This is a genomic window from Streptomyces sp. NPDC020489 (assembly GCF_044386545.1).
Lineage (GTDB): Bacteria > Actinomycetota > Actinomycetes > Streptomycetales > Streptomycetaceae > Streptomyces.
The window spans coordinates 12,212-38,129 of sequence record NZ_JBIRUZ010000011.1 but is presented as its reverse complement, the minus strand read 5'-3'; the positions used below and the strand labels follow the sequence as shown (position 1 = coordinate 38,129).

Annotated in this window: 15 protein-coding genes; 8 read left to right on the top strand and 7 right to left on the bottom strand. The window is 69.3% G+C overall.

Annotated features, from left to right (window positions below):
- Nucleotides 1–54: 54 nt before the first annotated feature.
- The 3 genes from ACH41F_RS27675 to eccE all read right to left on the bottom strand — a co-directional run bounded on the left by ACH41F_RS27675 (nt 55) and on the right by eccE (nt 6,321).
- Entirely contained in the window at nt 55–3,897 is a 3,843-nt protein-coding gene (locus ACH41F_RS27675) for an SCO5717 family growth-regulating ATPase (protein WP_398837947.1), read from the bottom strand.
- A 325-nt stretch (nt 3,898–4,222) separates the two neighbouring features.
- Nucleotides 4,223–5,008 carry a hypothetical protein gene (locus tag ACH41F_RS27670; protein WP_398837946.1) on the bottom strand — a complete coding sequence of 262 codons (786 nt, stop codon included), beginning with the start codon at nt 5,006–5,008 and terminating at the stop codon, nt 4,223–4,225.
- Nucleotides 5,005–6,321 carry a type VII secretion protein EccE gene (gene eccE / locus ACH41F_RS27665; RefSeq protein WP_398837945.1) on the bottom strand — a complete coding sequence of 439 codons (1,317 nt, stop codon included), beginning with the start codon at nt 6,319–6,321 and terminating at the stop codon, nt 5,005–5,007. The genes ACH41F_RS27670 and eccE overlap by 4 nt, the downstream gene beginning before the upstream one ends.
- A gap of 198 nt (nt 6,322–6,519) precedes the next feature.
- Between eccE and eccB the strand changes: the two genes are divergently transcribed.
- The 6 genes from eccB (at nt 6,520) to ACH41F_RS27635 (ending at nt 13,960) form a co-directional block, all read left to right on the top strand.
- On the top strand, nt 6,520–8,043 hold the full coding sequence (eccB, locus tag ACH41F_RS27660; RefSeq protein ID WP_398837944.1) for a type VII secretion protein EccB: 1,524 nt from the start codon (nt 6,520–6,522) through the stop codon (nt 8,041–8,043).
- A 35-nt stretch (nt 8,044–8,078) separates the two neighbouring features.
- Nucleotides 8,079–9,311 carry a type VII secretion-associated serine protease mycosin gene (gene mycP, locus ACH41F_RS27655; RefSeq protein WP_398837942.1) on the top strand — a complete coding sequence of 411 codons (1,233 nt, stop codon included), beginning with the start codon at nt 8,079–8,081 and terminating at the stop codon, nt 9,309–9,311.
- 410 nt (nt 9,312–9,721) lie between these two features.
- Nucleotides 9,722–10,156, top strand: coding sequence for a hypothetical protein (locus tag ACH41F_RS27650; RefSeq protein WP_398837940.1), 435 nt, complete (start codon nt 9,722–9,724; stop codon nt 10,154–10,156).
- 1,893 nt (nt 10,157–12,049) lie between these two features.
- Nucleotides 12,050–13,144 (top strand): S8 family serine peptidase, encoded by a 1,095-nt coding sequence (locus tag ACH41F_RS27645; protein ID WP_398837938.1) that lies wholly within the window; start codon nt 12,050–12,052, stop codon nt 13,142–13,144.
- Between the two features lie 95 nt (nt 13,145–13,239).
- The gene (locus ACH41F_RS27640) at nt 13,240–13,581 is read left to right on the top strand and encodes a WXG100 family type VII secretion target (protein ID WP_391232386.1); all 342 of its coding nucleotides are present in this window, start codon (nt 13,240–13,242) and stop codon (nt 13,579–13,581) included.
- Between the two features lie 76 nt (nt 13,582–13,657).
- Complete coding sequence (locus ACH41F_RS27635) at nt 13,658–13,960, top strand: WXG100 family type VII secretion target (RefSeq protein WP_391232385.1); 303 nt, start codon at nt 13,658–13,660, stop codon at nt 13,958–13,960.
- 654 nt (nt 13,961–14,614) lie between these two features.
- Here ACH41F_RS27635 and ACH41F_RS27630 read toward each other — a convergent pair.
- From ACH41F_RS27630 to eccCa, 4 genes are all read right to left on the bottom strand, one after another.
- Complete coding sequence (locus ACH41F_RS27630; protein ID WP_398837936.1) at nt 14,615–15,274, bottom strand: hypothetical protein; 660 nt, start codon at nt 15,272–15,274, stop codon at nt 14,615–14,617.
- Entirely contained in the window at nt 15,267–17,483 is a 2,217-nt protein-coding gene (locus tag ACH41F_RS27625) for a hypothetical protein (RefSeq protein ID WP_398837935.1), read from the bottom strand. Before ACH41F_RS27625 ends, ACH41F_RS27630 begins: the two co-directional genes overlap by 8 nt.
- A 5-nt stretch (nt 17,484–17,488) precedes the next feature.
- Nucleotides 17,489–17,935, bottom strand: a complete 447-nt coding sequence (locus ACH41F_RS27620) for a hypothetical protein (RefSeq protein ID WP_398837934.1) — start codon at nt 17,933–17,935, stop codon at nt 17,489–17,491.
- 216 nt (nt 17,936–18,151) lie between these two features.
- On the bottom strand, nt 18,152–22,132 hold the full coding sequence (gene eccCa / locus ACH41F_RS27615) for a type VII secretion protein EccCa (RefSeq protein ID WP_398837933.1): 3,981 nt from the start codon (nt 22,130–22,132) through the stop codon (nt 18,152–18,154).
- Between the two features lie 475 nt (nt 22,133–22,607).
- Here eccCa and eccD point away from each other — a divergent pair, with 475 nt between their 5' ends.
- Both eccD and ACH41F_RS27605 read left to right on the top strand, forming a co-directional pair.
- A complete protein-coding gene (gene eccD / locus ACH41F_RS27610) occupies nt 22,608–24,119 on the top strand; it encodes a type VII secretion integral membrane protein EccD (protein WP_398837931.1) in 1,512 nt (503 codons plus the stop codon).
- A 260-nt stretch (nt 24,120–24,379) separates the two neighbouring features.
- Complete coding sequence (locus ACH41F_RS27605; RefSeq protein ID WP_398837929.1) at nt 24,380–25,876, top strand: PQQ-binding-like beta-propeller repeat protein; 1,497 nt, start codon at nt 24,380–24,382, stop codon at nt 25,874–25,876.
- Nucleotides 25,877–25,918 lie beyond the last annotated feature (42 nt).

Below are 25,918 nucleotides of genomic sequence, written 5' to 3'. Positions count from 1 at the left end.
GTGACGACGAAGGGCGGCCGGTGCGCGAGCACCGGCCGCCCTTCGTCGCGTGGGTTACTGCTGTGGGGGAGTGGGCGGGTAGGGCTGGCCCGGCTGACCTGGCTGTCCCGGGTGTGCCGGCTGGCCCGGCTGTGGGGCATACGGCTGTCCCGGCTGGGGCGGGTGCGGCTGGCCGGGGTGCTGGGGGTGCTGGGGCTGCTGCGGGTGGGGCTGGGCAGGTTGCTGGTGGCCCTGCTGGGGGTACGGCTGTCCCGGCTGGGGGACGTACGGCTGTCCTGGCTGGGGCTGTTGCGGGTAGCCCTGTTGCGGGTAGGGCTGGCCCGGCATCGGCTGGCCGGGCAGCGGCGGGGCCGCCACCGGGGGCGGATTGCCGTCGCTGGTCCACAGGCCGTGCATCTGCTGGTGGCGTACGAAGTCCTCGGCGACCATCGCCGCGAGGTTGAAGTACGCCTCCCGCACCTTCGGCCGCATCATGTCGAGGTCGACCTCGGCACCGGCGGCGAGATGCTCGTCGAAGGGCACGACCACGACCCCGCGGCAGCGCGTCTCGAAGTGGCTGACGATGTCGTCGACCTTGATCATCTTGCCGGTCTCGCGGACACCGGAGATGACGGTGAGGGAGCGCGAGACGAGATCCGCGTACCCGTGCGCCGACAGCCAGTCCAGCGTCGTACTGGCACTGCTCGCACCGTCCACGGACGGCGTCGAGATGATGATCAGCTGGTCGGCCAGGTCGAGCACCCCGCGCATGGCGCTGTAGAGCAGACCGGTGCCGGAGTCGGTCAGGATGACCGGGTACTGCTTGCCCAGCACGTCGATCGCGCGCCGGTAGTCCTCGTCGTTGAACGTCGTGGACACGGCCGGGTCGACGTCGTTGGCGATGATCTCCAGACCGGACGGCGCCTGTGAGGTGAACCGGCGGATGTCCATGTACGAGTTGAGGTACGGGATCGCCTGGACGAGGTCACGGATGGTGGCCCCCGTCTCGCGCCGCACGCGCCGCCCGAGGGTACCGGCGTCGGGGTTGGCGTCGATGGCGAGGATCTTGTCCTGCCGCTCGGTGGCGAGCGTGGAGCCGAGCGCGGTGGTCGTCGTGGTCTTGCCGACCCCGCCCTTGAGGCTGATCACCGCGATGCGGTAGCAGGACAGCACGGGCGTGCGGATGAGTTCGAGCTTCCGCTGCCGCTCGGCCTCCTCCTTCTTCCCACCGATCTTGAACCGCGAGGGCTGCGCGGCGGGACGGCCGCTCTTCGCCTTCTGCTTCTTGTTGTTCAGCAGCCGGTCCGACGACAGCTCCACCGCGGCGGTGTAACCGAGCGGCGCCGCACCGGGGTTGGTCATCTGCCGCTGGTCGTGCCGGATGGGCTGCGGCCAGGCGGTGCCGGTGCGGGGGTCGACGGGGGGCTGGGCGGGGGCGGGTGCCTGGGGCGCCTGGGGCGGCTGGTGTGCCTGCGGTGCCTGGGGCAGCTGGTGTGCCTGGGGGGCTTGCGGGGGGAAGCCCTGCGGTGCGGCACCCTGCGGGGCGGCGCCCTGCGGGGCCTGCGGTACGCCCGGCTGGGGGAAGCCGTAGCCGCTGGGGGCGGGGGGCTGGGGGGAGGTGGGGGAGGGGGGGTGGGGGGTGCCGGGGGTGGGCGTGGGCGTGGGCTGGGGGGACGTGGGCTGGGCGGCGGCCGGATGCGGGAAGCCGTAGCCGGGCTGGGGGGTGTTGGGGGTGCCGGGTTGGGGGAAGCCGTAGCCGGCTTGGGGGTGGGGCGTGGGGGCTCCACCGGGGTGCGGGAAGCCGTGGCCGGCCTCTGCGTGGGGGGCCGGGGGCTGCGGGGTGCCGGGTGCGGGCTGGGGTTGTCCCGGAGGGGGGAAGCCGTAGCCGGCTTGGGAGTTGGGGGCCGGGGGCTGCTGAGGGGTGGGCTGGGCGGCGCCGGGGTGCGGGAAGCCATAGCCGTCCTGCGGACCGGGCGCGGTGGCCGGCTGCTGGGCCGCCGGAGCGGGAGCGCCGGGCTGCGGTGCGACAGGCGCGGGGGCCGGGGGCGCGGGCGGCTGGTTCCAGGCGGCGGGCGCGGGCTGCGGGGCCTGCGGCTGCAAGGGGGGCTGCTGCTGCGGTACCGGCGGGTGAGGCTGGGCAGCCGTCGGCTGCGGTGAGGGTGTTGCCGGGTCCGACTGCTGGGGCTCGGGCTGGGGTTGCGCCGGCCACTGGGCCGCCGGGGCGGGAGCCGCGGGCTGGTACGACGGGGGCAGTGGCGGCATCTCCGCCTGCGGGGCGGGCGGGGGAGTCCAGGCGGGGGGCGCGTCCTGGGGGGCGGGGGCCTGAGGGGGGTTGTCCTGCGGGGCGGTGTCCTCAGGCGCGGTGTCCTGCGGGGCGTCGTCCTGCGGTGCGTTGGCCGCGGGCGTGGCGTCGGCAGGGGGAGCGTCTGCGGGCTCGGCGTCGGTGGTTACGGCGTCCAGCGGTTCCGCGTCGACTGGCTCGGCGTCCGTCAGTTCCGCGTCTTCCGGCTCCCCCGCCGACGGCTTCGCGCTCTCCGAGTCGGCGTCCTCGGTGAACGGGACGTCGCTGAAGGCATCCGCGTCGAGGCCGGAGTCCTCGGCGGGGGAGGCCTCGTCAGCCGTACCCTGGCCCTCCGTGTCGCTCTCCGCGCCCGCGTCGGCGTCGGTGTCGGAAGCCTCCGCGTGCGAAGCCTCGGCGTCGTCTGCGGCGTCCAGAAGCGGCGCGGCATCCGTCTCGTCGGAGTCGGAGTCGACGTGGGTGTCGGGGGCGACGACGGGTTCGTCGGTCCCGTTCGCGCCAGGTGCCTCCGGTTCGTCCACGTCGACCGACTCCCCGTCCGCCTGGCCGTCTCCGGCAACGGGCTCGGGCTCGGCGACGGCGCCCTCGGTCTCGTCATCGGCAGGGTCGGCGGCCGTACCGTCCTCCTCGTCCACCGACGTCGGCTCGGCCTCGGCCTCGGCCTCCGCCTCACGCTCCGCCATCTCGCGCTGGAGGGCGACCGGGGAGAACCGCATGGTGGCGCCGCTCTCCAGATCGCCGTTTCCGGCATCCGCCTCCTCGGCCAGCGGGGTCGCGGAAGCCGGGGTCTCGGGCTGGGACTCGGCTGCCTCAGGTAGCGGCGTGGCCGCGGGCAGGGTGAAGCTCGTCGGAGGGGCAACCGGCGGTGCGGCCGGGGTGGGGTCGGAGTCCGGTGTCGCGGCGGTCGGCGGGGTCGCGGGCGGCGTGAAGCCCGAGGGCGACGACGTCGGGGCGCCCCACGGGGACTGCGAGCCCGGGACACCGGTCGGTGACGCGGTATCCCCGGCCGACGCGTCGGACTGCGGCGGCTGCGGCTCGAACCCGCTCCCCATCGGAAGCCTGGGCAGCGCACCCGGCCCTTCGCTCGCGGGAGCGGGAGCAGGAGCCGGAGCCGGCGGCTGGAACGGCGTACCCGGAGCCGGAGCCGGAGCCGGCGGCGGGAAGGCAGCACCGGGATAGGCGGCGGGCGGCGCCGGTGGCGTGAACGGGGCCCCCGGACCAGGCGCCGGCGGCGTGAAGGGCGCGCCGGGCCCCGTGGTGGAACCCTGGGGACGCACGTGCGGCGGCGGAGTCAGACCCGGCAGCGAGGAGGTGGACCAGTCCACGGGAGCGGGTGTCGCTGCGGGCGTCGGCGAACCGGGGGCGGCCGAGTCCGTCGTACCGGACGAGCCCGCCCCAGCCGACGACGCGGCCGAGCCACGCGAACTCTCCGCGTCGCCCGAATTCTGCGTCGCGTTCTGGGTGTACCAGGCAGGCGGGGCGTAGTCGATGGTGAACTCGCCCGTCACCTCGACGGCGGACTCCTCATCGGGCTGGTCGTCGCCGGGTGTGGCCCAGCCCCCGCGGGTCCCGTCCCGATCGCTGCTCACAATTCCTCCTGGTTGGTCGAGCACCGTCATGCCGTGCCGGGGCGACCATTACTTGTCGTCTGAGTCGTTCGAGGTCGTCCGATCCACCGGCTCTCCCCCTGGGATCGGCGACGCCTGGTCCACGGGTCTGGCGTCGCACCCGGTACCAGCCTAATCACCAGGGGCCCCACCCCGGCAGGCCCGTCCACCCCTCCGCGTCCGACCAATGCGTCACACGTCGACCGAAATCGGTACGCGCGTCCGGCATGCCGACCGTCAAATCGGTACATAGGGGAGAGGGAATCGTGCGCGGGCCCATGCAAAGAGAGGGGTGAAACGGTGGTAACCGCTCAATACCGGCCGGATGCGCGCGGGTTCAGTCCATTCGCCGCGGCGTGCCCAACAATCCGATCTCGGTGTCGGTCGGCCGCGTCACCACATACCGCCGGTCACGGTCGGCACACCACAGCGTGACACCGTCGGCGAGGGTGGGCAGCGCCTCCACCTCGGTCCGGGGCAGTGCCATCGTGCGGCCCAGCTCCACGGCCTCGTCCGGTGAGATCCGCTGCACACCGACGAGCCTGGCCTGCCGGATCAGCCGCGGGGCGACGGGGCTGAGATACGGCAGCAGGGTCAGCACCGACTGCCAGGGCCCGGACACCACCCGTCCCCGAGGCGGCCGCATACCGCAGTCCCGCACCACGAGCACCGGCGTACCGGCCGAGGCCCCTTGCGGAGGAACCCGGCCGACCTCGTACACCGCCAGCCCGTTCTGCCCCCCGCCCATGGCATGCACCATCTGCAGCCAGGCCTCGGGTCGCCCCGTCTCCACGGCGACTCGCGCCCCGGTGGCCGCCGCTCTGAGGGCCATGACCTGCGCGGTCCACAGGCCCCCGATGAGGAGGATGTCGTAGGGCGTCGGCCGATTGACCCCCAGGACGGCGGGCTGCCCGTCACCGTCGACACCTACGACGACGCCGTCGTCGCCGATGGGCAGCGCGAGGGCGGCCAGTTGCTCCACGGGCACGGAATGCCGTGCGTGCCGCGGACCGACCAACCCGAGGCCGCTGCGCAGCAGTTCACGAACCCGCTGCCGGGCGGCGGGCTGCGGCTCTCCGTGACCGTCGGCCGCCGGTCCGGGGCGTGTGGTCGCCGTCGTCATCGGGCACCTCCGAGCGGCAAGGTGGCGAGTATGCCGGGCAGTTGTTGCCGGTCGAGGCGGGCGAGCCCGGCGCCTGTGTGTCGGGCGGCGGCCTGCAACGCGCGACGGGCGGCCACGAGTTCGTCGTCGCTGCGCCCGGTCACCCGCAAGTGCCCGGTGAACGAGGCCTCCTGGCGCTCCCCGCGCGCGAGGGTGAGGCTGAACGTGGTGGCGAGCGCCGGGACGGCGGTGACCAGCGCGAGGAACTGCGGCAACGACGGGGCTCGCTCGCCGCCCAGGGCGGGCCACCGGCGGATCCAGTACGTGGTGTGCCTGCGGTTGTCGCAGCGCCAGCTCCGGCCCGACTCCTCGGTCCGTCTCTCCCGCGCCTCCGTCCGACCGGCCTCCGCCGTCACCAGCGGGTTGGCGCACGCCGACGTGGCAATGGCGGAGATCAGCTCCTCCTCGTCGAGGACGCTCGTACGGAACCCGGCACCCGTCAGCCGGCTCGCGAGATGATCGGCCGCCCGCAGCACACACTTCTGCGCCCCGACGAGGCCCCCGCCGCGCGCGGCCACGGCCTCTGGGCACAGCTCCGGGTCGAGCTTCAGCGCGATCCAGGTGATCCGCACCGCCGGCGCCCCGGTCTGCTCGTGCAGGGGTGCGTAGTTGGCGACGGCCACGGACTGCTGGGGCAGATGGATGGCGGGGGCGGGCTGGGTGTGCAGCACGATCTGCGCCGACTCCAGCCGGATTCCGTCCACTTCGAGGGCGTCGTGCACCAGCGCGAGGGGCAACGGGTGCCGGCTCCGTTCGGCCCGCAGGGCGGTGGCACCGGCCTCCACCTGGAGGACGGCGGTGACGAACGTGCCGTCCCCGACCATGCCCACGGGACGCCGGTCCCGGCTTGCGTAGGTGTAGGTCCGCAGGCTCGGATCGCACTCCACGGCCGGGGCGAACCCCGGTTCGGTGCCCGGTGGCAACCGCGTGCTCGCGGCCCGTCGCTGCCGTGCCCGCAACGCCCGCGCGGTGGCCAGCCATTCGGGCAGGGAGCGCCCTCGGCGACGTACGAACGAGAGCAGCACCAGGCAGACGGCGACGACGGCCGCGGGCACCAGGGCCACCGGGTCGATGGCCCAGCCGACCAGCAGGACGGCGAACGCGACCTCCACGAGCACCAGACGTTGCAACCGGAACGCCCCGCCCCGACCCGAACGCGTCCTGAAATGAGGCGTGCTCGGCGCCGGAGCCTGCCGAGCCGGTTCCGGCCGGGGCGCCGAGGAGCCCTGCGACCGCGTCCGGCCGCGGGACCGGGCACGCGTTCCGGAAGCCACCACTGCATCCCCCCGTACTGCTCACCACTCGCTGGAACTTCGGCACCACACAGGGCCTTTGACGGCCCAGGCACCCTACCGGTCCCACAAGTGCCTGTGGACACCAGGCGTAGTAGGGGGCCGGTCCGACAACGACGGCGGGGAGCCACGCCGGGCACGTGCGCGGACCCGGGTACACACGGGGAGAGACAGTCACAGATGGCATCTCGGCGGGACCAGCTCAACGCCTACACCTTCGCGAAGCGACGGATGCTCGCGGCCTTCCTGCAGTCGTCGCCGGACGGCTCCGAGGAGGGGGCACCCCGGCCGCTGCGCGCGGTGCTGCCCGGCGTCATCGTGGGCGTGATCGTGATGGCCGTGTTCGGGGCCTGGGGCATGTTCAGACCCACCGCGCCCAAGGGCTGGGACACCCCCAACGCCAAGGTGATCGTCGCCAGCAAGTCGACCACGCGGTACGTCGTCCTCAAGACCGACGGACAGGTCCAGCTGCACCCGGTCCTCAACATGGCCTCGGCCAAGCTGCTCCTGGAGGCGAACCAGGGCGAGGTCGTGACCGTCGCCGAGTCGGTCCTCGACAGCGGCAGGATCCCGCACGGCGTCACCATCGGCATCCCCTACGCCCCCGACCGCCTGCCCTCGCCGTCCGAGGCGGCGAGCACGAAACGCTGGGCCGTCTGTGAACGCCCGAGCGCGGGCGGGGGATCGATCCAGAAGGCCGCCCTGGTCCTCGCGGACCGCGACATGAAGGCGACCGAGGGCAAGGGGCAGAAGCTGGCGGGCGGTCAACTCCTCTACGTCGAGGCCCGGGACGGCAACCGCTACGTCGTGGACGCGAACGGGACGGCGTACCCCATCGGCAGGAACGACGAACTGCTGCTGCGCGCCGTCGTGGGTTCGGGCCGCGCACCCCAGAAGGTCTCCGACGCGTGGCTGGCGACCCTGCACCGGGGCGACGCCATCCGCTTCCCGAAGATCACCGGCCAGGTCAACACGGCGGCCGGTGCCCCCGGCCAGCTCGACGCGTCCACCAACAAGGTGGGCATGGTCCTCAAGGCGACCGACCTCAACACGGACCAGTACTACGTCGTACTGCCCGGCCGGGTCGCCCCCGTCTCGGCCTTCGTCGCCCAACTCCTGCTCTTCAGCGAAGACTTGGCCCCTCTGGGACAGGCCGGCGCCAAGGAGATGAGCCCCGGCGCCATCGTCCCGGGCAAGGCCTTCGGCACCGAGCACCGCTGGCCGACCGGGGCCCCCGAGCCCGTCAACGAGGCGACGGGCAAGGCCGGCGGCCGCAGCACGGTCTGCAACGTCCTGCGCGGTGTGCACGCCGACTCGGGCACCACCACCCTGTACACCTGGGCGGGCACGGACTTCCCGGTCAAGCTCCCCACCGGCTCCTCCAGCGCCTACGTCACGCCCGGCTCCGGCCAGCTCTACCGCCAGTTCCAGGGCAGGGCGACCAAGGACGGCCCCGTCTTCCTCGTCACCGACACGGGCCTGCGCTACGTACTGCAGTCGAACGGGGACAACGCCACGGACGACGCGGTCCTCGACACGACGGCCGAGGAGCGCGAACGGCTCCAGCAGGAGGCCAAGCAGGCCCAGACGCGGCTGGGTTACGCCGACGTGGACCCGACGCCGATCCCCGCCGCATGGTCGAAGTTCCTGCCCACGGGACCCCGTCTGTCGACGTCGGCGGCACGCCAGCCGCAGGGATCGTGAGGGGGAGGACGACCGTGCTGTTCCGATCGACGCTGGTGTCAGTGGCAACTCTGCTGACCGCGACCACGGTTTGCGCGCCCCCGGCAGCGGCCGCGGACCGACTGCCCTACTCGGACCAGTGCCAGTTCCCCAACGGCCTGTATCCGGGCCGCCCTTGGTCCCTGCAACGCGTCCTCCTGGACGAACTGTGGAGCCGCTCCAAGGGCGAAGGAATCCGTGTGGCGGTGATCGACACGGGCGTGGACGTGAAGAACCCGCAGCTCACCGACGCGGTGGACGCGGGCAGCGGCCGCAACTTCCTGCCCAGGGGCCTGAAGGACGACAACGGCGACCCCGTCGAGCGGGGCAACGAGAACGGCACGACCGACACCGTCGGCCACGGCACCAAGGTCGCCGGCATCATCGCCGCCCGCCCCGCCGACGGCACCGGCTTCGTGGGCCTCGCCCCCGAGGCGACGATCATCCCGCTCCAGCAGAACGACGCGGAAGGCCACGGCACGGCCGAGACCCTGGCCGAGGCGATCCGCTACGCCGTCTCCGCCGGGGCCGACGTCATCAACATCTCCCAGGACACGTCCAACGCGGTGAAACCGACCGAAGCCCTGGAGCAGGCCGTCGACGCGGCCCTGGCCCAGGACATCGTGGTCGTGGCATCGGCGGGCAACGACGGCCTCGGCGGCGCGGTCAAGAAGACCTACCCGGCGTCGTACGAGGGCGTCCTCGCCGTAGCGGCCTCCGACCGCAACAACGAACGCGCCGCCTTCTCCCAGTCCGGCGACTTCGTCGACGTGGCGGCCCCCGGCGTCGACATGATCTCGACGGTCCCCGAGGGCGGCCACTGCTCCGACAACGGTACGAGCTTCTCGGCGCCGTACGTGGCGGGCGTGGCGGCGCTGATCAAGGCCGAGCATCCGACGTGGACCGCGCGTCAGATCGTCGCCCAGATCGAGCAGACCGCGGAGCGGACGATCGCGGGGCACGACGGCCGGGTCGGCTGGGGGGTGGTGGACCCGGTGCGCGCCTTGACCGAGGACGACCACCCGATCGAGTCCCCCGACCCTCAGGAGGGCCTGGTCGAGGCCGAGGCGCCCGCGGCCGCCGAGTTCCAGGTCGGCGAGACCTCCGACGAGCGCAACTCCCGGCTCGCCACGTACGTGGCGGTGGCGACGGCGGTGCTGGCCGCGGGGCTCGGTGGCGCGGGGGTCGCGGTGCGGGACGCGCGACGCAGGAACCGCAGACTGCGGGCGGGCGACGCGCGGACGCGCTGACCGAACCGAGGAACGTGCTGGGCGTCGCGCCGGAGGTTGTCAACCGCTGGATTTCGCACAGCAAAGACTGATTATGGCCTGAAGTTCACCCTCGTGGACGAGCCCCCGAAGAAGGCCTCCTCGCTCGGGGTACGGGCATCTCGGCCTCGTTCAGGGCGATTTGGCCGCTCTGCGGGCAGACAACCGGACGATATCTCGACCATCTCGCAACTGACCTCACACGGAGCTCAGTTGGCCACGATTTACACAATGACTACAGTGATGGACGAGTGCATCACTCACCGAAGTCCTGGTCGCCGACCGATCACTCACAGACTCAAGGCTCCTACAGGCTTCGCAGAACTCGTAGAACTCGCAGACTTCACAGGCTTCACAGATTTCACAAACGGGGAACGGGGAGGGAACGCTTCGTGCTTCCTGCAGACATGGGCGGAGGTGCCGCCGACGTACGCCGTGGCCTGATGGCCCTCTCGACGTTCAAGAAGCGCGTGGACGACCTGCTCGCCGCCTTCGAGGGCTCGGCCGGTGGCGCGTCGAAGGTCGCGGCGAACGGCTTGTCCCAGGCGGCGTTCGGCATGGGGAACTTCCCGGAGGCCAAGGCGCTCCACCTGGAGTACGAACGCGTCCACGAGCGCATCACCTCGCTCTCCAAGTCTCTGGGGCTCCAGTTGGAGGCGATGCGGATCGCCGTGCACGGAGTGGACGTCAGCTTCGACAACCTCGAAGAGGAGCTTCGCCACCGGTTCCACGAGATCCGGACCGAGGTCAACCAGGGGCGCGAGGCGATGCTGGACGAGCGGATCAAGCGCGGCAACAACGCCGACCACACGGACGCGGGGTACTGATGAGCGGGGACGAGAAGGGGCCTGGTCACCACCGGCCGGAGCACCAGGACGCCGCGCACCAGAACGGCACCCTCGACGCGGTCATGGATATGACCAAGATCAGTCCCTTCGGGCCCAGCCGGGGCATGCACTTCGGCAGGACCAGCTTCGAGGGCCACGACCTCAACCAGATGATCGACATCGTCGAGTCCGCGAGCCCGGAGCTCATCGAGAGCGCCGGAACGGCCCTCATCGACGCCCGGGACGCCATCACCGAAGCCGCCGACGAGCTGAGTCGCAACCTGGGCCACGTCGACTGGGAGGGCGAGGCACACGGCGCGTTCCACAAGTGGGGCATGTCCCTGGTCACCACGGCCCTCGACCTGGCCGGGTACGCCGACACGGTGGGGACGCAGGTGATGGCCGCGAGTTCCGGCCTCGCGTCTGTGCGTAAGGCTATGCCGCCGCGGGACGGTCGGTCGGATCCGAAGAGCGTCGCGGACATTCCCGAGGCCAAGCGGGTTGACGGCAATGCCGAGTACACGGCGGCTGTGAAGGCGGAGGGGGACCGGCAGGAGGCGATCAACCAGATGTACCGTCTGGCGTCGTTCTATTCGGTCTCCGCGGGGGTTATGCGGGGGGCTGAGGAGCCTGTGTTTCCTCCTATGCCGGATGTGGGGGTGCCTCAGCCACCGCCGGAGTTTGGCGACCCGAGGACGCCGACCCCTGGACAGGAATCCATCCCGGCCCTGAGCAATTCAAGTGGCACGCACAAGGGCACGCTGGACGCCGGGGTGGGAGGGGCACACTCCGGAGACCAGTCGCTGTCCCCCAAGAATGCGGGTGCATCTGCCACCTCACCGGAACCGCACGTCGGCACAGAAATCAACAGCCTCGGTACGTTGCCGCCGCAGGAGGCTATGAAGCCGGCGCACGCCACACCGCCGTCGACGGCAGGCCCTCATGCAACCCCAGTGGGAGCGCCCCCTCCCTTTGCCCCCGTTGCGGAACCTCCTGCCGTGCGTGGGCCGGCCGGGCGTACCTCCAGGTTCGGCGGTGTCCCCGGAACCAAAGCCCCTGCTTCGGCGCAGGGTCGAGCCGGTGGTGCGACGGGAAGTACCCCAGCAGTGCGTGGGGGAACCGGCCCTATGGGGTCGACGGGACGAGCTGTCGCCCCCGGGCAGGCGGGCGGCCGTACGACAGGCCCTATGGGACGAGGCGTGGTCGGCGGCGTACCGAGGACCGGGGGCCCGGAGGCCAAGCAGGCCGGTGGTGTCCCCCGGGGGCCTGTCAACGGCATGGGCTCAACGAATCCCGGTCGCCCAGGCATAGGGCGCACCACCAATGGAGTTGTCGGCGGCAAGCCTGTCACCGGGGCGACCCCTGGTGCTAACGGTTCCAGGGTTCCGCGTGGCGCGGTCATTGGAGGCGAGGGCGTACCCACGTCACGTGTCACGGGGGAGAAGCCCGGCCAGCGTTGGGTGATCGGAGCCTCGAGCGCGGCAGCAGGCACAGGCCAGACGTCTCGCCGTCCCGTTGGCAGTCCCGACGGCGTCATCGGAACGCCTAAGGGGCGCAGTCATGGGCCCAGGGACGGCGGGCGCGCGTCTGGCGCTGTTGGCGTGCCTCGTGGCCCTGCGGACAATCAAGGTTCCGGCAAGACCCGTTCGCGCCGTGACGAGCGGCGTGACGGGCCGTCGACCAGCGACTGACGGGACAAGAGTGAGGACAGGCAGAGGCATGGTGTCAGGGATCGGCCGACGCGGCGGATGGAGCGCGCCCTTCGCGGGACGGAACGGCAGACGGGCTTCCGTCGTCTGCTCAGCGCTTGGCGCCATGGCCGTCCTTTCGGCAGGTCTGGCTCCGAGTGTGACAGCCGCGGATGTCCAGTCCCAGCAGTGGTACCTGTCGGCGATGAAGGCCGAAGAGATGTGGAAGGTGAGCACTGGCGAAGGCGTCAAGGTGGCCGTTGTCGATACGGGAGTTAACCCCAACACCCCGTCTCTCAAGGGCCAGGTACTCGTAGGCGAGGTTCCTGAAGCCGTTGGCTACAAGGCGACCGAGGACTACAAGGGTCACGGGACGAGCATGGCTGAACTCATCGCAGGCACGGGCGCTGGCGACGGGCTGAAGGGCCTTGCTCCAGGTGCGAAGATCGTTCCTTACCGTATTGCTTTGACAGGCTTGAGCAAGGCAGAACAGAAGAATGCCCCGACCCTGGGGAAGGTGATCAGGGCCGTTGCTGACAGCGATGCGAAGATCATCAGTATGTCGTTCGGTGGCACCATCGACTTTCCCGATGTGAGAGCGGCGGTCAAGTATGCCCAATCCAAAGGCAAGTTGATGCTTGCCGCCACGGGTAACGAGGCCGAGGGAAAGAACGTCATCGGGTACCCGGCCTCTTACCCCTACGTGGTGGGCGTAGCCGCAGCAGACAAATCTGGAACGGTCGGAAAGTTTTCGAACTACGGGAACTACGTCGACTTGGCCTCCCCAGGCCTGGATGCCCCCACTTGGTGCGACAACACTTTCCGTTCCTATTGCAATGGCCAGGGCACCAGCCAAGCCACAGCCATTGCCTCCGCCTCCGCCGCCCTGGTCTGGTCCGCCCACCCCGACTGGACGGCCAACCAGGTCCTGGCCAGCCTGATCGACACAGCCGGCCGCGACTGGGCGAAGGACGACCCGAGCACATACCTCGGCTACGGCCTGATCCGCCCCCGCAAGGTGCTGGAGAACAGCGACTTCAACCCCGGCCCGGCCGCCACCGACCCGCTGGCCAAGGAGAACGCGGCGGGCGTCACGGACGACCCGAGTGACTCGCCCTCCACGTCCGCGTCAGCCTCGTCACCGCCGGGGGACAGCACTTCAGGCGGCCAGACCTCTGCGGCAAGTTCGAGTTCCGACAACACCACGATGTGGGTCGCCCTCGGAGCCGCCGCGGCCGCCCTGCTGATCGGAGGCAGCGCCTTCGCTGTGTTCCGTTCACGACGGGGCGCAACCGACTGACTGGTCGCGCACAACCGTTCAGACACGCGGCTGAGTGTGCCTCCAGTCGGTGAAGCGCGAAACGAACCACAGATCTCACGAAAAGGAGTGTTGAAATGGCCGTAGACCGCAAGTTCAGTGACGATCACGCCCAAGTCCTTCAGACGGCGATCATCGATCGATACGACTCGGTGAGGAACACGCTGGCCCAGCTTCAGGGAACGATCGACATGATCGAAAAGGCGTGGACCGGCGGAGGCGCCAACGCCTTCAACGCGAAGCAGACGGAAATCAACACCCACATGGCCGCGATCGGCCGAATGCTCGACGGCTTCCTCGAGGGCGTGAAGCTGAACGCCAGGGACAAGAACATCCTTGAGGACCAGATCCACGCCGACATCTCCAAGATCTCGGTCGAGGACCTCGGCGGCAAGACCTCGGCGCTCAACAGCTACTGAAGCCCCACGCGGCATTGAGCCGCCCTGCTTCCGGGCTGGGCAGTCCGGTCGAAATCGTCAATGAAATGAGGGAAGCATGTCCGGAGTCCACTACGGCGATCTTGCCGTCACCTACGGCGTCATGGACGCGCTCGCCACCGAACTCGGCAACCAGGCCAAGAAGCTCGAGGAGGACCTCGAAGCCCTGAAGAAGGCCGTCCTCGACGTCTCCGGCGGCTGGGCCGGCGAGGCGCACGCCGAGTTCGCCAAGAAGGCCAAGGAGTGGGACACCCACGCCTCAGCCATCCACCAGGCCCTGGTCCAGATCTCCCAGAAGGTCCACACCGCCGGCGGCGACTACCGAGGCGGCGACCTGAAGGGCGCCAGCTACTTCCAGTAGGAACCCGCACGTCACAGAACCAGGGTGGGCACGCACGGGAGGTGCCCACCCTGTGCTGTGCCCCTACGGGGCTTTTAAGCCCCTGCCATTGCCCGCATGTGCGTGCCACCACTCGGTTTGCGGGCCTCCGTAAACCGCCAGGGGCCGCCGCAGCCACGACAGACATAGGCGAGGACATGGTGGGCCGCACGGCGGTAATGTCGCAGGCTGCGGCGAGGTAGGGCGCGGTATGGCGAGGGTGACTACCGCAGACGATGACCCGGAGAAGCCCGGCTCGGTAGCTGAGGGGCACGCTTAAGTGCGAGGCCCCGTGAACTGTGCAGCGATTGCCGTCACCGGGCTGCTCAGTGTGGACGAGGCAAGATCTCCACACGAGCCGGATACGCGCGCCATCAGCACCGAGAGGCTTCGTTCGCTGGTCGGCAACTGTGACTGTGGGGCCAACGCCAACGCCCTGGCCGAGATGGCGCAACCGCGAAAAGGGACTGGTGGGAGAGCTGCCAAAGAAACCTCACAGCCGTGCTTCTCGGCACCGCCGAGCTACTTCGTGGGTGATTTTCCTTATCCTGTGCTGCTCCCCTGAGCTGATGCGACCGACTAACAGCTCAACAAGGCCACGACCATCGAACTGCTGCATGACTTCCTCGTCTGACATCACTCCGCCTCATAGCGGGGCAGTTCCTTCGGAAAGTCCCGGGATCCCTTGCAGTCGGCCAGCTCATAGGTGTGCTTGGTGACTTGATAGGCGAAGTCGGTCAGCGTCTGCCGTAGGGCTGTGCCTGTCATGTTCAGGTCTCCGTTCGCTTCCACCCGCGTGGTGACCGCATAGTCCTCAGGGGTGTTATAAGAAGGGACGCCGGGAGGCGAGCAGGAAACATACACTGCTGCGTGCTCGGTATCGAGTTTAGCCACCGCTTCTATGCCATCGACGGAGGTGCGAATGATTCGATCCCTGCCACTGCTCCCTTGTAGGCTTTCGAGCCAATCCGCTTTGGAGAGCGGTTGCACTTTCGCTTCGCTCCAGAGGGACGAATCATTGCTGGTGTCAACGTGGCAATAAAATGTTAGGTCGTCTCCTGAGTTCTGACGTTTGAACCCTTCGTCTGCTGATCGTGCTGGCGGCAACACTTTGGTGGCTAGGTCGCGGTCAACACTTCCGTCACAAATTTTGGTGGGCAGGTTCTCGAGATCGTCTGTGAAAAATTGCACGTATCCGGCCCAGGTGATGACGCCTGCGAGGCATAGAGCTGTCAGGCCGAGTAGAATCACCTTGGTGCTCCTCTGGGTGGCCTTCTGTTCGCTGATACTAGGCATGGGGGCGCTCCTTCGTATTGCTCAAAAATTCGCTGCTAGCGTCCCAACCCTCGGTCACTGCATTCCCGATCAGAGCGTCGGTACTTTCCCTGGGAAGGTTGACCTGATATTGCTCGATGCTTTCCTGTGCGGCCCATTGAGTGTGCCTGCTAACCGAATCGCGGGAATCGTACAGATCGCCCGCGCTCGTATACAGAGCCCCGTCTCGTGCGCCGTTCAATTTCTGGCCCTCTAGCAGATGATCAACGGCTGCTCCGGCGATGGCCCCTACGCCACCTCCAACCACAGCCCCCATTGCTGCTCCTCCATATGCTGGAGGCACCTCGACGAAGGTCACGCCAACCGCGATCCAGGTTTTGGCGAAGTCTCCCTTTGCTTTCAAGGCGTTGTTGTAGGATTCCTCGCTCTCGATGGCGGTTCGGACTTCTTCGTCAGCCACTGAGTGACCAACGATACCCTCGATGATCCCCGCGTTCTTGCCGATTCGTTCGAGAACCTGTTCCTCGGGCCCATCGAACAAGGAAGGATTTGCAAGGTGTGATTCGATTAGGCCGCTTGTGTAAATTCCTTCACCAAGGACGATGCCTGCCCTTCCTGAAGGGTCCTCGGACACGGCGGAGAGAAATCTAACCACATCGCGAACTTTCCCCAAGCCGTCAGGGCTGTCACTATTCGTTAGGAAAATGGATCCCGAGCCTTCGCCGGCCAGCGTCTGACTGATCTCCGGCATGTAAGCAGCTGCCATGTTCCCGAAGCTGTCTCCCAACCCTGTGCCGACGAGCCCTGAGCCTCCGCCCGACCCACCAAAGCTCGTGCCCATGAGTCCTCCCCCGGCGGGCTGTGCTACGGCCTCCATGATGTTGGCCATGATCCCAACCTGCGCGGCACTGTGCGGCGGAGCCATAGATGTGCTGTCTCCGTTGGCGACTCCTGTGACGGCGGCTTCCAGGGCACGCCCGAGGGACTCTCCCCGCTCCGTACGCATGGTTGTGCCCAGCATGTGGTTCAGATCCGACTTGGACTCGAACGCATGCGTTGCCGCCTCGGGGTTATGAGAAAGGCCCTCGAACAGCCCCTCCAACGGGTCCCGACCGTTGCCGTCACCGAAGACCAGGTCAAGGCCGTCGTAGCCCTTGACCCACAGGTCGTCGGTGCTAGCGTCTCCCGCCCCCTTGTCTGCCTTGAAAATCTTCTCCCGATAATCGTCGAGGAACTCGGTGTCGTACTTGCCTTCCCGTATGAGGCTGCTGATGACCTGAGCGCCGAGGGCGCCGATCGGGCTCGTGGAGTTCGCGGCGCGGAAGTTCGTGTTGCGCTCGGCGACGAGGTCCTTCTTCCAGTCCTGCATGGCGTCCGAGTCCGAGAAGGATGCCGTGGCCAGGGTCAGGCTCAAGTTCTTCTGAAGGTCCTTCATCGTGTCGATTTCTGAGCCACTGGCACCGGCGTGCGCGGAGGCCATCTCCGTCCAGAACTGAAGCGTCCCCTTGGGACCCAACCGCGTTGCGAACTGCTCCGCGAACAGGGGGTCGTCGTTGTACGGCTCCATGGTTCGGTTGAAGGCGGCAATGTCGTCGAGAGACATGTCGGCCGGGTTCTTGGCCATCTTCGCCAGTTTCTCAGCCGCCGCAACGGCCTTGGCCGCAGAGTCCCGATCGGCGTACGACGCGTCGGCGAAGCCGTACTTCACCTGGTCGACGAGGAGCTTGAGCACCTTGGCCGCAGTGGTGTCGCTTTCCGTGGCCTTGGTCAGGATTTCCTGGATCTCGTTGCGAAGACCGTCCACGGCCTTCTGGTCGGCCGCTCCTGTCTTTCCACTGGGGTCGGAAGCCCAGTCGGGCCTCGTGTTCCCGCTGACGGTGAACGTGCCCTTTCCGGTGTCGATCACGGTCAGGTTCTGATATTCGTCACGCGAGATCGCATTGTTCATTTGGGTGCGGTAACTGATGAGCTCATCGCGCGTGTCTCTGAGGATCTTGGTGATGGAGTCAGCCTGGGTATGCGCGTCAGCGAACTCTGCGGCGGTCTTGGTGATGAATTCGCGCGTGACGGTGGCGTTGACGCCCGCCCACTTGGCCTTGTCTGCCTTGGCTTTGAGTTTTTCCTCGGCGTCCTTCTGCAGGTCCGCGAGCTTCTTCGTCATCTGTTCCCAGTCGGTGACCGCTTCACCGAGCTTGGAGAAATCGCCGTAGCGCAGTGCGTCGAGGTCCATTGGCGTCAGTGGCCCTTCCGGTCATCGAAGCCTTCGTCCAGCAGGGCGATGCTGCTGACAGCGCCGGAGATGTGCGAGTCGTCCGCGGCGTGCTGGTTCTTGGTGAACCGTAGGTGGTTGGAGATGTGAGCGCAGGCGTCCAGCAGGGTTTTGGTCTGCTTGCTCCAGCGTTCGGTCACGTGCTCCAGCGCGCCCCCGAGAGCAAACCCTTCTCCCTTGAGCCCACCTGCGGCAGCCTCCGAGGCCACGCGTGCGTGCCCGCTGAAGGTCGTGAAATTCTCGAACAGGTCATGGGCGGCCTTGCCCACCGCCTCAAGATCTTGATGACCCGCTACGAGGTCTCCTTGAGTGCCATCCCCGCCTTGGTCGGCCGGATACTGATTGAGTTGCATCCGCGTGGATTGCTGATCGGCTGCCTGGCATTTCAGCTGCTCCCACTCATCCCACGCCATGCGAGACCCCCTTCCCCGTATCCCCGTTAAGCCGGCCCTGCAACAGACAGGACAATTCCACCCCGTCGCCAACAGGACGAAAAGGTGAAATCGGGTCACCTGAATTCACGAATCTCACCCTACTTTCCACAATTCACCGCCGCACGGCTCCACCACGCCGCCACAGACCCCGTCCCAGCGCCAGCCCGCTCCAGCCCCACCGCTGAGAAGCCCACCTCAGTACCCCCGCTCCGCCACCAACCCCACCTGCACCAACGGCTTCCCCCGCCGCCGAGACACGAAGACCCCCCGCCCCGCGGGCATGGGCCGAGGCCGAACCCCGCCCAACAGATCCCCCTCACTCGGGTCACCGGCAAGGACAACTCCCTGCGCCCCCAGCTCCTTGATCCGTTGCATGAACGCCTCGTAGGACGCCCGTCCCGCGCCGGCAGTGGACCGCGCGATGATGAACCGCACGCCCACATCCCGGGCGAACGGCAGCAACTCCGTCAGCCCGGCCAGGGGATTGCCGCTCGACGTGGCTACGAGGTCGTAGTCGTCGATGACGACGAACACCGTCGGTCCCCGCCACCAACTCCGGTCCCGTAGCTGCTGGGCCGTCACCTCGGCCGTGGGCGTCCGGCGTTTCATCAGTTCCGCGAGGGCGGACATGTGATGGTCCATGGCGTTGGACATCGGGATGTACTCGGCGAGATGGGAGGCCGGGGTCACATCCAGCAGCGAACGCCGGTTGTCGACCACGAACAGCTTGCACTCGTCGCCCGCATACCGTTCCGTCACCTGTTTGATCAGCAGCCGCAGCAGGTTCGACTTGCCGGACTCGCTCTCCCCGAACACCAGGAAGAACGGATCCTGGTCGAAATCGACGAACACCGGCTCAAGGTTGTCCTCGTCGAGCCCGAACGCCACGCCCCGACGGGGGAAGCGATCCCCGGGCGGCAGCTGGTCAGCGGCGAACTGCCGCGGCAGCAGACGCACTTCGGGCGCCCCGGGCGCCTGCCAGTGCCGTGAGACCTCCGCCGCCAGGGCCGCGGTGGCCTCCGCCAGATCCGTGTCCGACGTCAGACCGTCGATGCGCGGCACCGCGGCCATGAAGTGCTGCTTCTGCGGTGACTGGCCGCGGCCCGGTACGCCCACAGGGACGTTCGCCGCGACCTTCCGGTCCAGCTCCGAATCCATGGTGTCGCCGAGCCGCAGCTCCAGGCGGTTCATCAGATGGTCCTTGAGGGCCGCCCGGACCTCCATCGACCTCGACGCCGTAAGGATCAGGTGGACGCCGTATCCGAGCCCTCGCGCCGCGATCTCGTGGATGATCTGGTCCATCGCCTCGTAGTCGGCGCGGAAGTTGCCCCATCCGTCGATGACCAGGAAGACGTCGCCCCAGGGTTGGTCGGTGACCGCGATGTCGCCCCGCGCCCGCCGGGCCCGGAAGTCGGCGATGGAGGCGATACCCGCCGAGCGGAAGTACTCCTCGCGGCGCGTCAGCACGCCGTAGACCTCGGCCACCGTGCGTCGCACCCGCTCGGGGTCCAGTCGGGAGGCCACCCCGCCCACATGCGGCAGCCCGGCCACCGCCGCCATGCCGCCACCGCCGAAGTCGAGTCCGTAGAACTGGACTTCGTACGGCGTGTGCGTGAGCGCGAACGACGAGATCAGGGTGCGCAGCAGCGTCGACTTGCCGGACTGCGGGCCGCCCAGGATCTGCATATGGCCCGCCGCGCCCGAGAAGTCGAGCCACAGCGGGTCCCGGCGCTGCTCGTAGGGCTTGTCCACCAGACCCACCGGCACGATCAGACGGCCAGCGCCCTCGTACTCGGGCTGAGTGAGCCCGCGGCCCGGTACCGCCGTGAGGCCGGGCAGGAGTCCGTCCAGCGAGGGCGGACTGTCCAGCGGGGGCAGCCACACCTGGTGCGCCGCCGGGCCCTGCGCCTCCAGGCGGCGCACGATCACGTCCAGCACGGTGGCCGCGAGGGCGTCATCCACCTCCGGATCACCCGAGGCGCCCTCCGGCGAACGCTGTTGCGGCATCTGCGCGTACTGCACAGGGACCGGCGCCGCGGTGAACAGCACCGGCCGACGGTCAACCGGCAACTGCCCGCCCCCGAGCGCCGTTTGCTGCGAACCCGAGCGGTACGCCCCGGAGACGTACGCCGCCTTGAACCGCACCATCTCGTCGGTGCCGAACTTCAGGAACCCCGATCCCGGGACGTTCGGAAGCTCGTACGCGTCGGGCACGCCCAGCGCCGCGCGTGACTCCGCGGCCGAGAAGGTCCTGAGGCCGATCCGGTACGACAGATACGTCTCCAGTCCCCGCAGCCGGCCCTCCTCCAGCCGCTGCGACGCCAGCAGCAGATGCACGCCGAGCGACCGGCCGATCCGGCCGATCTGCACGAACATGTCGATGAAATCAGGCTTCGCCGTGAGCAGTTCGCTGAACTCGTCGATCACCAGCACCAGCGAGGGGATCGGCCGCAGGGGAGCGCCGGCCGCGCGTGCCTTCTCGTAGTCGTGGATGTTGGCGTAGTTGCCCGCGTCGCGCAGCATCTCCTGGCGGCGGTTGAGCTCGCCGCGGATGGAGTCGCCCATGCGGTCGACCAGCGTCAGGTCGTCCGCCAAGTTCGTGATCACGGCGGCCACATGGGGCATCTGGGCCATGCCCGCGAACGTCGCGCCGCCCTTGAAGTCCGCGAGGACGAAGTTCAGGGTCTCCGAGGAGTGCGTGACCGCGAGCCCCAGCACCAGCGTGCGCAGCAGCTCCGACTTGCCGGACCCCGTGGCGCCCACGCACAGTCCGTGCGGCCCCATGCCCTCCTGCGCGGCCTCCTTGAGGTCCAGCATCACCGGGCGCCCGTCCTCGCCCACGCCGATCGGCACCCGCAGGCGCTCGGCCAGCGAACGCGGCCGCCAGGTACGCCTGGTGTCGACGGATGCCGCGTCCCCCAGGTTCAGCAGGTCCGTGAACTCCAGGTTGGCGAGCAGCGGTTCGTCGTCGTCCCCTCCGGACGCCACCCGCAGCGGGGCCAGTTGCCGGGCCAGGGCCTCGGCGGACTCGTACGAGAGGACGTCCGGCGTCCCTTCGTAGACGACTCCGTGCCCGGATTCCAGCCGCAGCTCCCCGGGGTGTACGGCGATGGACAACTCTCCGCCTCCACCGGTCAGTTCGCCTGCGACGACCTCGATGACGGTGACGCCCTGGAGGCCTTCCGGGTTGGCCAGGACCGAGTCCGGCGGCAGCGAGACGCCGTCCAGTACGACGACGATGTGCGGCTCCTCCGGGAGGGGCGCCGCGTTCGGGTGGAAGCGCGGTCGGCCGGTCAGCCGGGAGGAGAGCAGGTTCTCCAGCTCGCGGGTGTCGCTGTCGATCAGTCGGCGGCTGCCCGCGCCGTCCACCGCACCCGGCGCCTGCGCGTGCGGCAGCCACTTGGCCCACTCCCAGTCCGGCAGGGCGTCCCGGCCCGCCGCCACCACGAGCGTCAGGTCCTCCGGGGAGTGCAGCGCGGCCAGCGAGCCGGCCATGGCCCGCGCGGAGGACCGTACGGACTGCGGGTCACCGCTGATCGTCACGTGGGAGAAGGCGCGCAGAGATACCGCCAACGGCAGGTCGTCCTGGGTGCCGTGGGCGGCGAGGAAGCGCTGCATCGCACCCGCCGTCAGGGGTTCCAGTTGCTCGACCGGGCCGGTCTCGGGGGCGACGAGCGGGGTGGCGAGCGTCTGCGGGCCCAGGCCGATGCGTACATGGGCGAAGTCCTCGTCGCCCGGGCGGCGTTCCCACACCCGGCTGCCTTCGGCGACCAGGGCCCACAGCTGCTCGGGGGAGGGGTGGAGGTAGTACTGCGCGTCACGCTGCGCTCTCGCGGCGTCGAGCGCGGTGTGCCGGGTCTGCGCCAGATAGCTCAGGTAGTCGCGGCGCAGGTCCGCCAACTGCCCCTGGGAACCGCGGCGGAAGCGGACCACCATCGCGATGGACATGGCCACGGTCGAGGCGATCATGACCATTCCCATGATCTTCATGAACGGTTGCCCGTTCGTGAAGAAGAACACCACCGAGCCGCCCATGCCGAGCGTCGGCAGCAGCTGCATCAGCACGCTTTCCTGGTGCCCCCGCGGCAGTTCGGGCGGAGGTTGCAGGACGATCTCGCCCGTGGGCACCTCGGACGGCAGCGCCCGCGGCGGGCGCCTCACGACGATGTGGCTCACTGCTCACCAATTCCCTTGCCGGGCCCGAGTGTTCGTCCGCCGCCCCGTGTCGGGCGGACGCGTGCCCGCCGCGTGATCCTACTGACACCACACGTGACGAGAGGGAGGTAGGGTGCCGGATGTTCGCGTGAGCACACGTGAATCGAGCTGGACGAAAGTGGCGCATTTCGCGCGATCCGCAGCGGTACGAAGCGGTACGCAGCGCAGCGGACGGCGCGACGGAACCTGCCTCACCGTCCCGCTCGGCACACCGGACCGGGGAACCCCCCAGGATCTTCACGCGGTTGACGCACGACCAGCACGCACGACCAGCACGCACGACGAGCACGCACCACCAGCACGCACGACCACCAGGCAAAGCCAGCAGACAGAGCCAGCAGACAGAGCCAGCAGACAGAGCCAGTACGCGAGCACGCAGAACCAGCACCCATCGCACGACCAGCACACCGCACCATCACTGAAGGGGGAGCAGCAGGTGAGCATGACGGCCTCCACGGCGGCCACCGGGGGAGGAGCCGGCACGGGAGTCCCGTCCGGGACCGGCGCAGGGCTCGGATTCTGCCGGGTGACCATCGTCGCCCCCGACAGCCGGATCGACGTGGCGCTGCCCGACGACATCCCCGTCGCCGACATCTACCCGGAGATCCTCAGGCTCTCCCGGCAGAGCCCCGCCGAAGGCGCCCCTGTCGGCTACCACCTCGTCCGCCGGGACGGCACCGTCCTCGACAGCTCCCGCTCCTTCGCGGCCCAGCGCGTTCTCGACGGCGAACTGCTCAGCCTGCGCCCCTTCTCCGAGTCGCTGCCGCCGGCCGTCTTCGACGACGTCTCCGACGCGGTCGCCTCCGCCGTGACGCGCGAGCACACCCTGTGGAGCGGCGACCTCACCCGCGCCGCGGGCCTCGTCGGCGGCGGGGTCCTGCCCGCCCTGCTCGCCTTCGTGGCCTGGACGGCCGACCCGCGCCACGACATGTACAACCTGCCCGGCATCCTCGCCGGGGTGGTCGGGGTGCTCCTGGTCGTGTTCGCCTGCGTACGGGCCCGGATCTACGACGACAGGGCCTCGGCCGTCGCCCTGGGACTCGGCGCGCTGCCCAACGTCGGGGTCGCGGGCTCCGGACTCCTGCCCCTCGCCGACGGCCAGGGCATCGGCAAGCTGCAGTTCCTGCTCGCCTGCGCGGCGGTACTGCTCGCCTCGGTCGTGCTCACCCTGTGCTCCCCGAGCGGGGACGGCCCGTTCGTCGCGTTCGTCTTCGCGTCCGCCATCGGCGTGGTCGTGCTGTTCACCGCGATCCTCGCGCACTGGACGCCCGCCGGGATCGCGGCGCTGTGCAGCCCGCTGGCCGTGGGAGCCCTGGCCTTTCTGCCGGGTCTGTCGATGCGGTTCGCCCGCCTGCCGATCGGCTTCGACCAGCCGAGCACGGCCCCGCGCCGCGCCTATGGCGCCGATCCCGCACCCCAGGAGCCCGTCGACGCCGAGCGGGTCGCGGCCCAGGCCCGCCGCGGCCACGAGCTGCTGGTCGGCCTGGTCGGCGGCTGTGCGATCGTCGCGGTCGCGGCCTCGGCTGTGCTCGGCTTCTCCGACGACGTCTGGGCACAGCTGCTCGCCTTCACGACCGGTATCGCCCTGCTGATGCGCGCGCACCTCTTCCGCTACACCGCCCAGGTCGCCCCCCTCCTGGTCGCCGGTCTCGCGGCTCTCGCGCTGCTCGGTCTCGGCCTGGCCCTGAACCCACCGGACCCGTTGGTCCGTGACGCCCTCCAGGGCGACCGCACGGCCCTCGACATCCGTACGATCTGGCTGGTCGCGGCGATCGCGGCCGCGGCCCTGCTCGTCACCGCGGTCGGCCTGATCGTCCCCCGCAGCGGCCTCACCCCCTTCTGGGGGCGCTTCCTGGAACTCGCGGAGGGCTTCGTCCTGCTGACGCTGGTGCCACTCGCGCTGGCCGTCTTCGACGTGTACGCGACGGTCCGCTCAATGACGAGCTGACCCCGCCGCACCTACCTGGCCGTACGCACGCGTCCGCACCCACCTGGCCGCACCCGCGCCGGTCCCGCGCCCACCTGGCCCCACGCACGTCGCGTCCCGCACCCACCCGGCCGCACGCACATCGCGCCCACACCCACCTGGCCGCACCTGCGCCCACCCGTCCGCACCCGCGCCGCGCCCACACCCACCCGGCCGCACCTGCGCCGCGCAACCCCGCCGCACCCACACCCCACCGACCCACCACGAAAGGCCCCACGAGCGTGAGCTTCGGTCCACCTCCCTCGATCTACACCCAGTCCGCCCGCGCGGCCGACACCGCCCGCAAGCGACGCCGTACGAAACTGCTGGCCGCGCTGGCTGTCGTCGTGGCCTTCGCGCTCGGCGGGGGCGGATGGTTCCTCGCGTCCGGTGACGACAGCGAGCCCACCGGCGCCCGGCGGACCGTCGCGCAGAGCCCGGACGACATCAGGGAGACGACCGAGCGGGTCCCCGCCTCGCCCGAGGGACGGCTGATGGTCGAGCACGACGAGGAGAACCTCCCCAAGGCCAACGACGCCAAGCCCCGTTACGCGCCCGGCACCTGGGCCACCGACAAGGTCATGGTCAAGGGCGTCGCGAACCGTCTGGAGGGCTACAACATCGCCCTCGACGCCACCGAGAAGGCCTGGTCCCTCAAGCTCGACGGCCACATATGCGCCACGAGCCGACACGTCACCGCGGACGGCCGTACCGCCGTCGTCATCCAGCCCCCGCGGCCCAAGGGGTCCGAGAAGGACGGCGTCTGCGACCAGGTGGTGTTCTTCGACCTGGACACCGGCAAGAAGCTGTGGCAGAAGAAGATGCCCGCGGCCGGCACCGCCTTCGTCACCAACACCAACCTCACCCTGACGAAGGGTGTGGTCGCCGTCGCGTGGGGCTCGGGCTCCGTGGCGTACGACATGAGGTCCGGCAAGCAGCTGTGGAACAGCACCCTCGGCTCGGAGTGCGAGGACAAGGCCTTCGCGGGCGGCCGCGCGCTGCTGTCCCTGCTGAGCTGCGGATCGCCGCCCGACGTCACCTTCCGGGTGCAGCGGCTGGATCCGCGCACGGGCGAGCCGCAGTGGACGTACAAGGTCTCCGACGGCGTCCAGGCCGTCTACGTGCCCTCGTCCGACCCGCCGGTGCTCGCGGTCGCGGCGGGCGACAGCGCGGTGACCGACCTGATCTCCCTCGACAGCCAGGGCAAGCACCGGGCGACCATCGCGCTCAACGGCTACGAGGCGCAGTGCGGTGAGCGCTACTTCGGGCTGTCGCTCTTCGGCGAGTACGAGAACTGCGACGGTCTCGTCGTCGGACGCACCCAGGCCTTCGTCAGCAGCAAGGAGAACATCGCCACCGGCCAGCCCTCGAACTGGATCGTGGCGTTCGACCTGGGGACGGGAAAGACGGCCGGCAAGTTCGACGGGCGCGAGCTGCAGCGGGTCCATCCGCTGCGGATGAGCGGCGACGACCTGCTGATCTACCGGCGCGGTGCGGGCACCGTCGCCCCCGCCGCCGTGGTGCGCTGGAACCCGAGGGCCGACAAGGAGACCCCGCTCCTGTTCTTCACGCTCCCGGAGGACGAGGACGGCAAGCTCAGCGATCCGGAGCAGTCGGACATCCTCTTCCAGCAGGGCCGGATCTTCTTCGGCAGGCGGGAACTGGTCGCCGACGACAAGTACCCGACCTACGGGGTGCTGATGGCCCTGGCCGTGGGGAGCGCCGGGCTGAAGCACTGACGGGAGCGCTGAGGGACGGCACGCACGCGTGCCGCCCCTCAC

Excerpts from the sequence above, each read along its gene's own strand:
- ACH41F_RS27675 (WP_398837947.1), bottom strand. The coding sequence starts at position 3,897 with ATGACGGTGCTCGACCAACCAGGAGGAATTGTGAGCAGCGATCGGGAC.
- ACH41F_RS27670 (WP_398837946.1), bottom strand. The coding sequence starts at position 5,008 with ATGACGACGGCGACCACACGCCCCGGACCGGCGGCCGACGGTCACGGA.
- eccB (WP_398837944.1), top strand. The coding sequence starts at position 6,520 with ATGGCATCTCGGCGGGACCAGCTCAACGCCTACACCTTCGCGAAGCGA.
- ACH41F_RS27645 (WP_398837938.1), top strand. The coding sequence starts at position 12,050 with ATGAAGGCCGAAGAGATGTGGAAGGTGAGCACTGGCGAAGGCGTCAAG.
- ACH41F_RS27640 (WP_391232386.1), top strand. The coding sequence starts at position 13,240 with ATGGCCGTAGACCGCAAGTTCAGTGACGATCACGCCCAAGTCCTTCAG.
- ACH41F_RS27635 (WP_391232385.1), top strand. The coding sequence starts at position 13,658 with ATGTCCGGAGTCCACTACGGCGATCTTGCCGTCACCTACGGCGTCATG.
- ACH41F_RS27630 (WP_398837936.1), bottom strand. The coding sequence starts at position 15,274 with ATGCCTAGTATCAGCGAACAGAAGGCCACCCAGAGGAGCACCAAGGTG.
- ACH41F_RS27625 (WP_398837935.1), bottom strand. The coding sequence starts at position 17,483 with ATGGACCTCGACGCACTGCGCTACGGCGATTTCTCCAAGCTCGGTGAA.
- ACH41F_RS27620 (WP_398837934.1), bottom strand. The coding sequence starts at position 17,935 with ATGGCGTGGGATGAGTGGGAGCAGCTGAAATGCCAGGCAGCCGATCAG.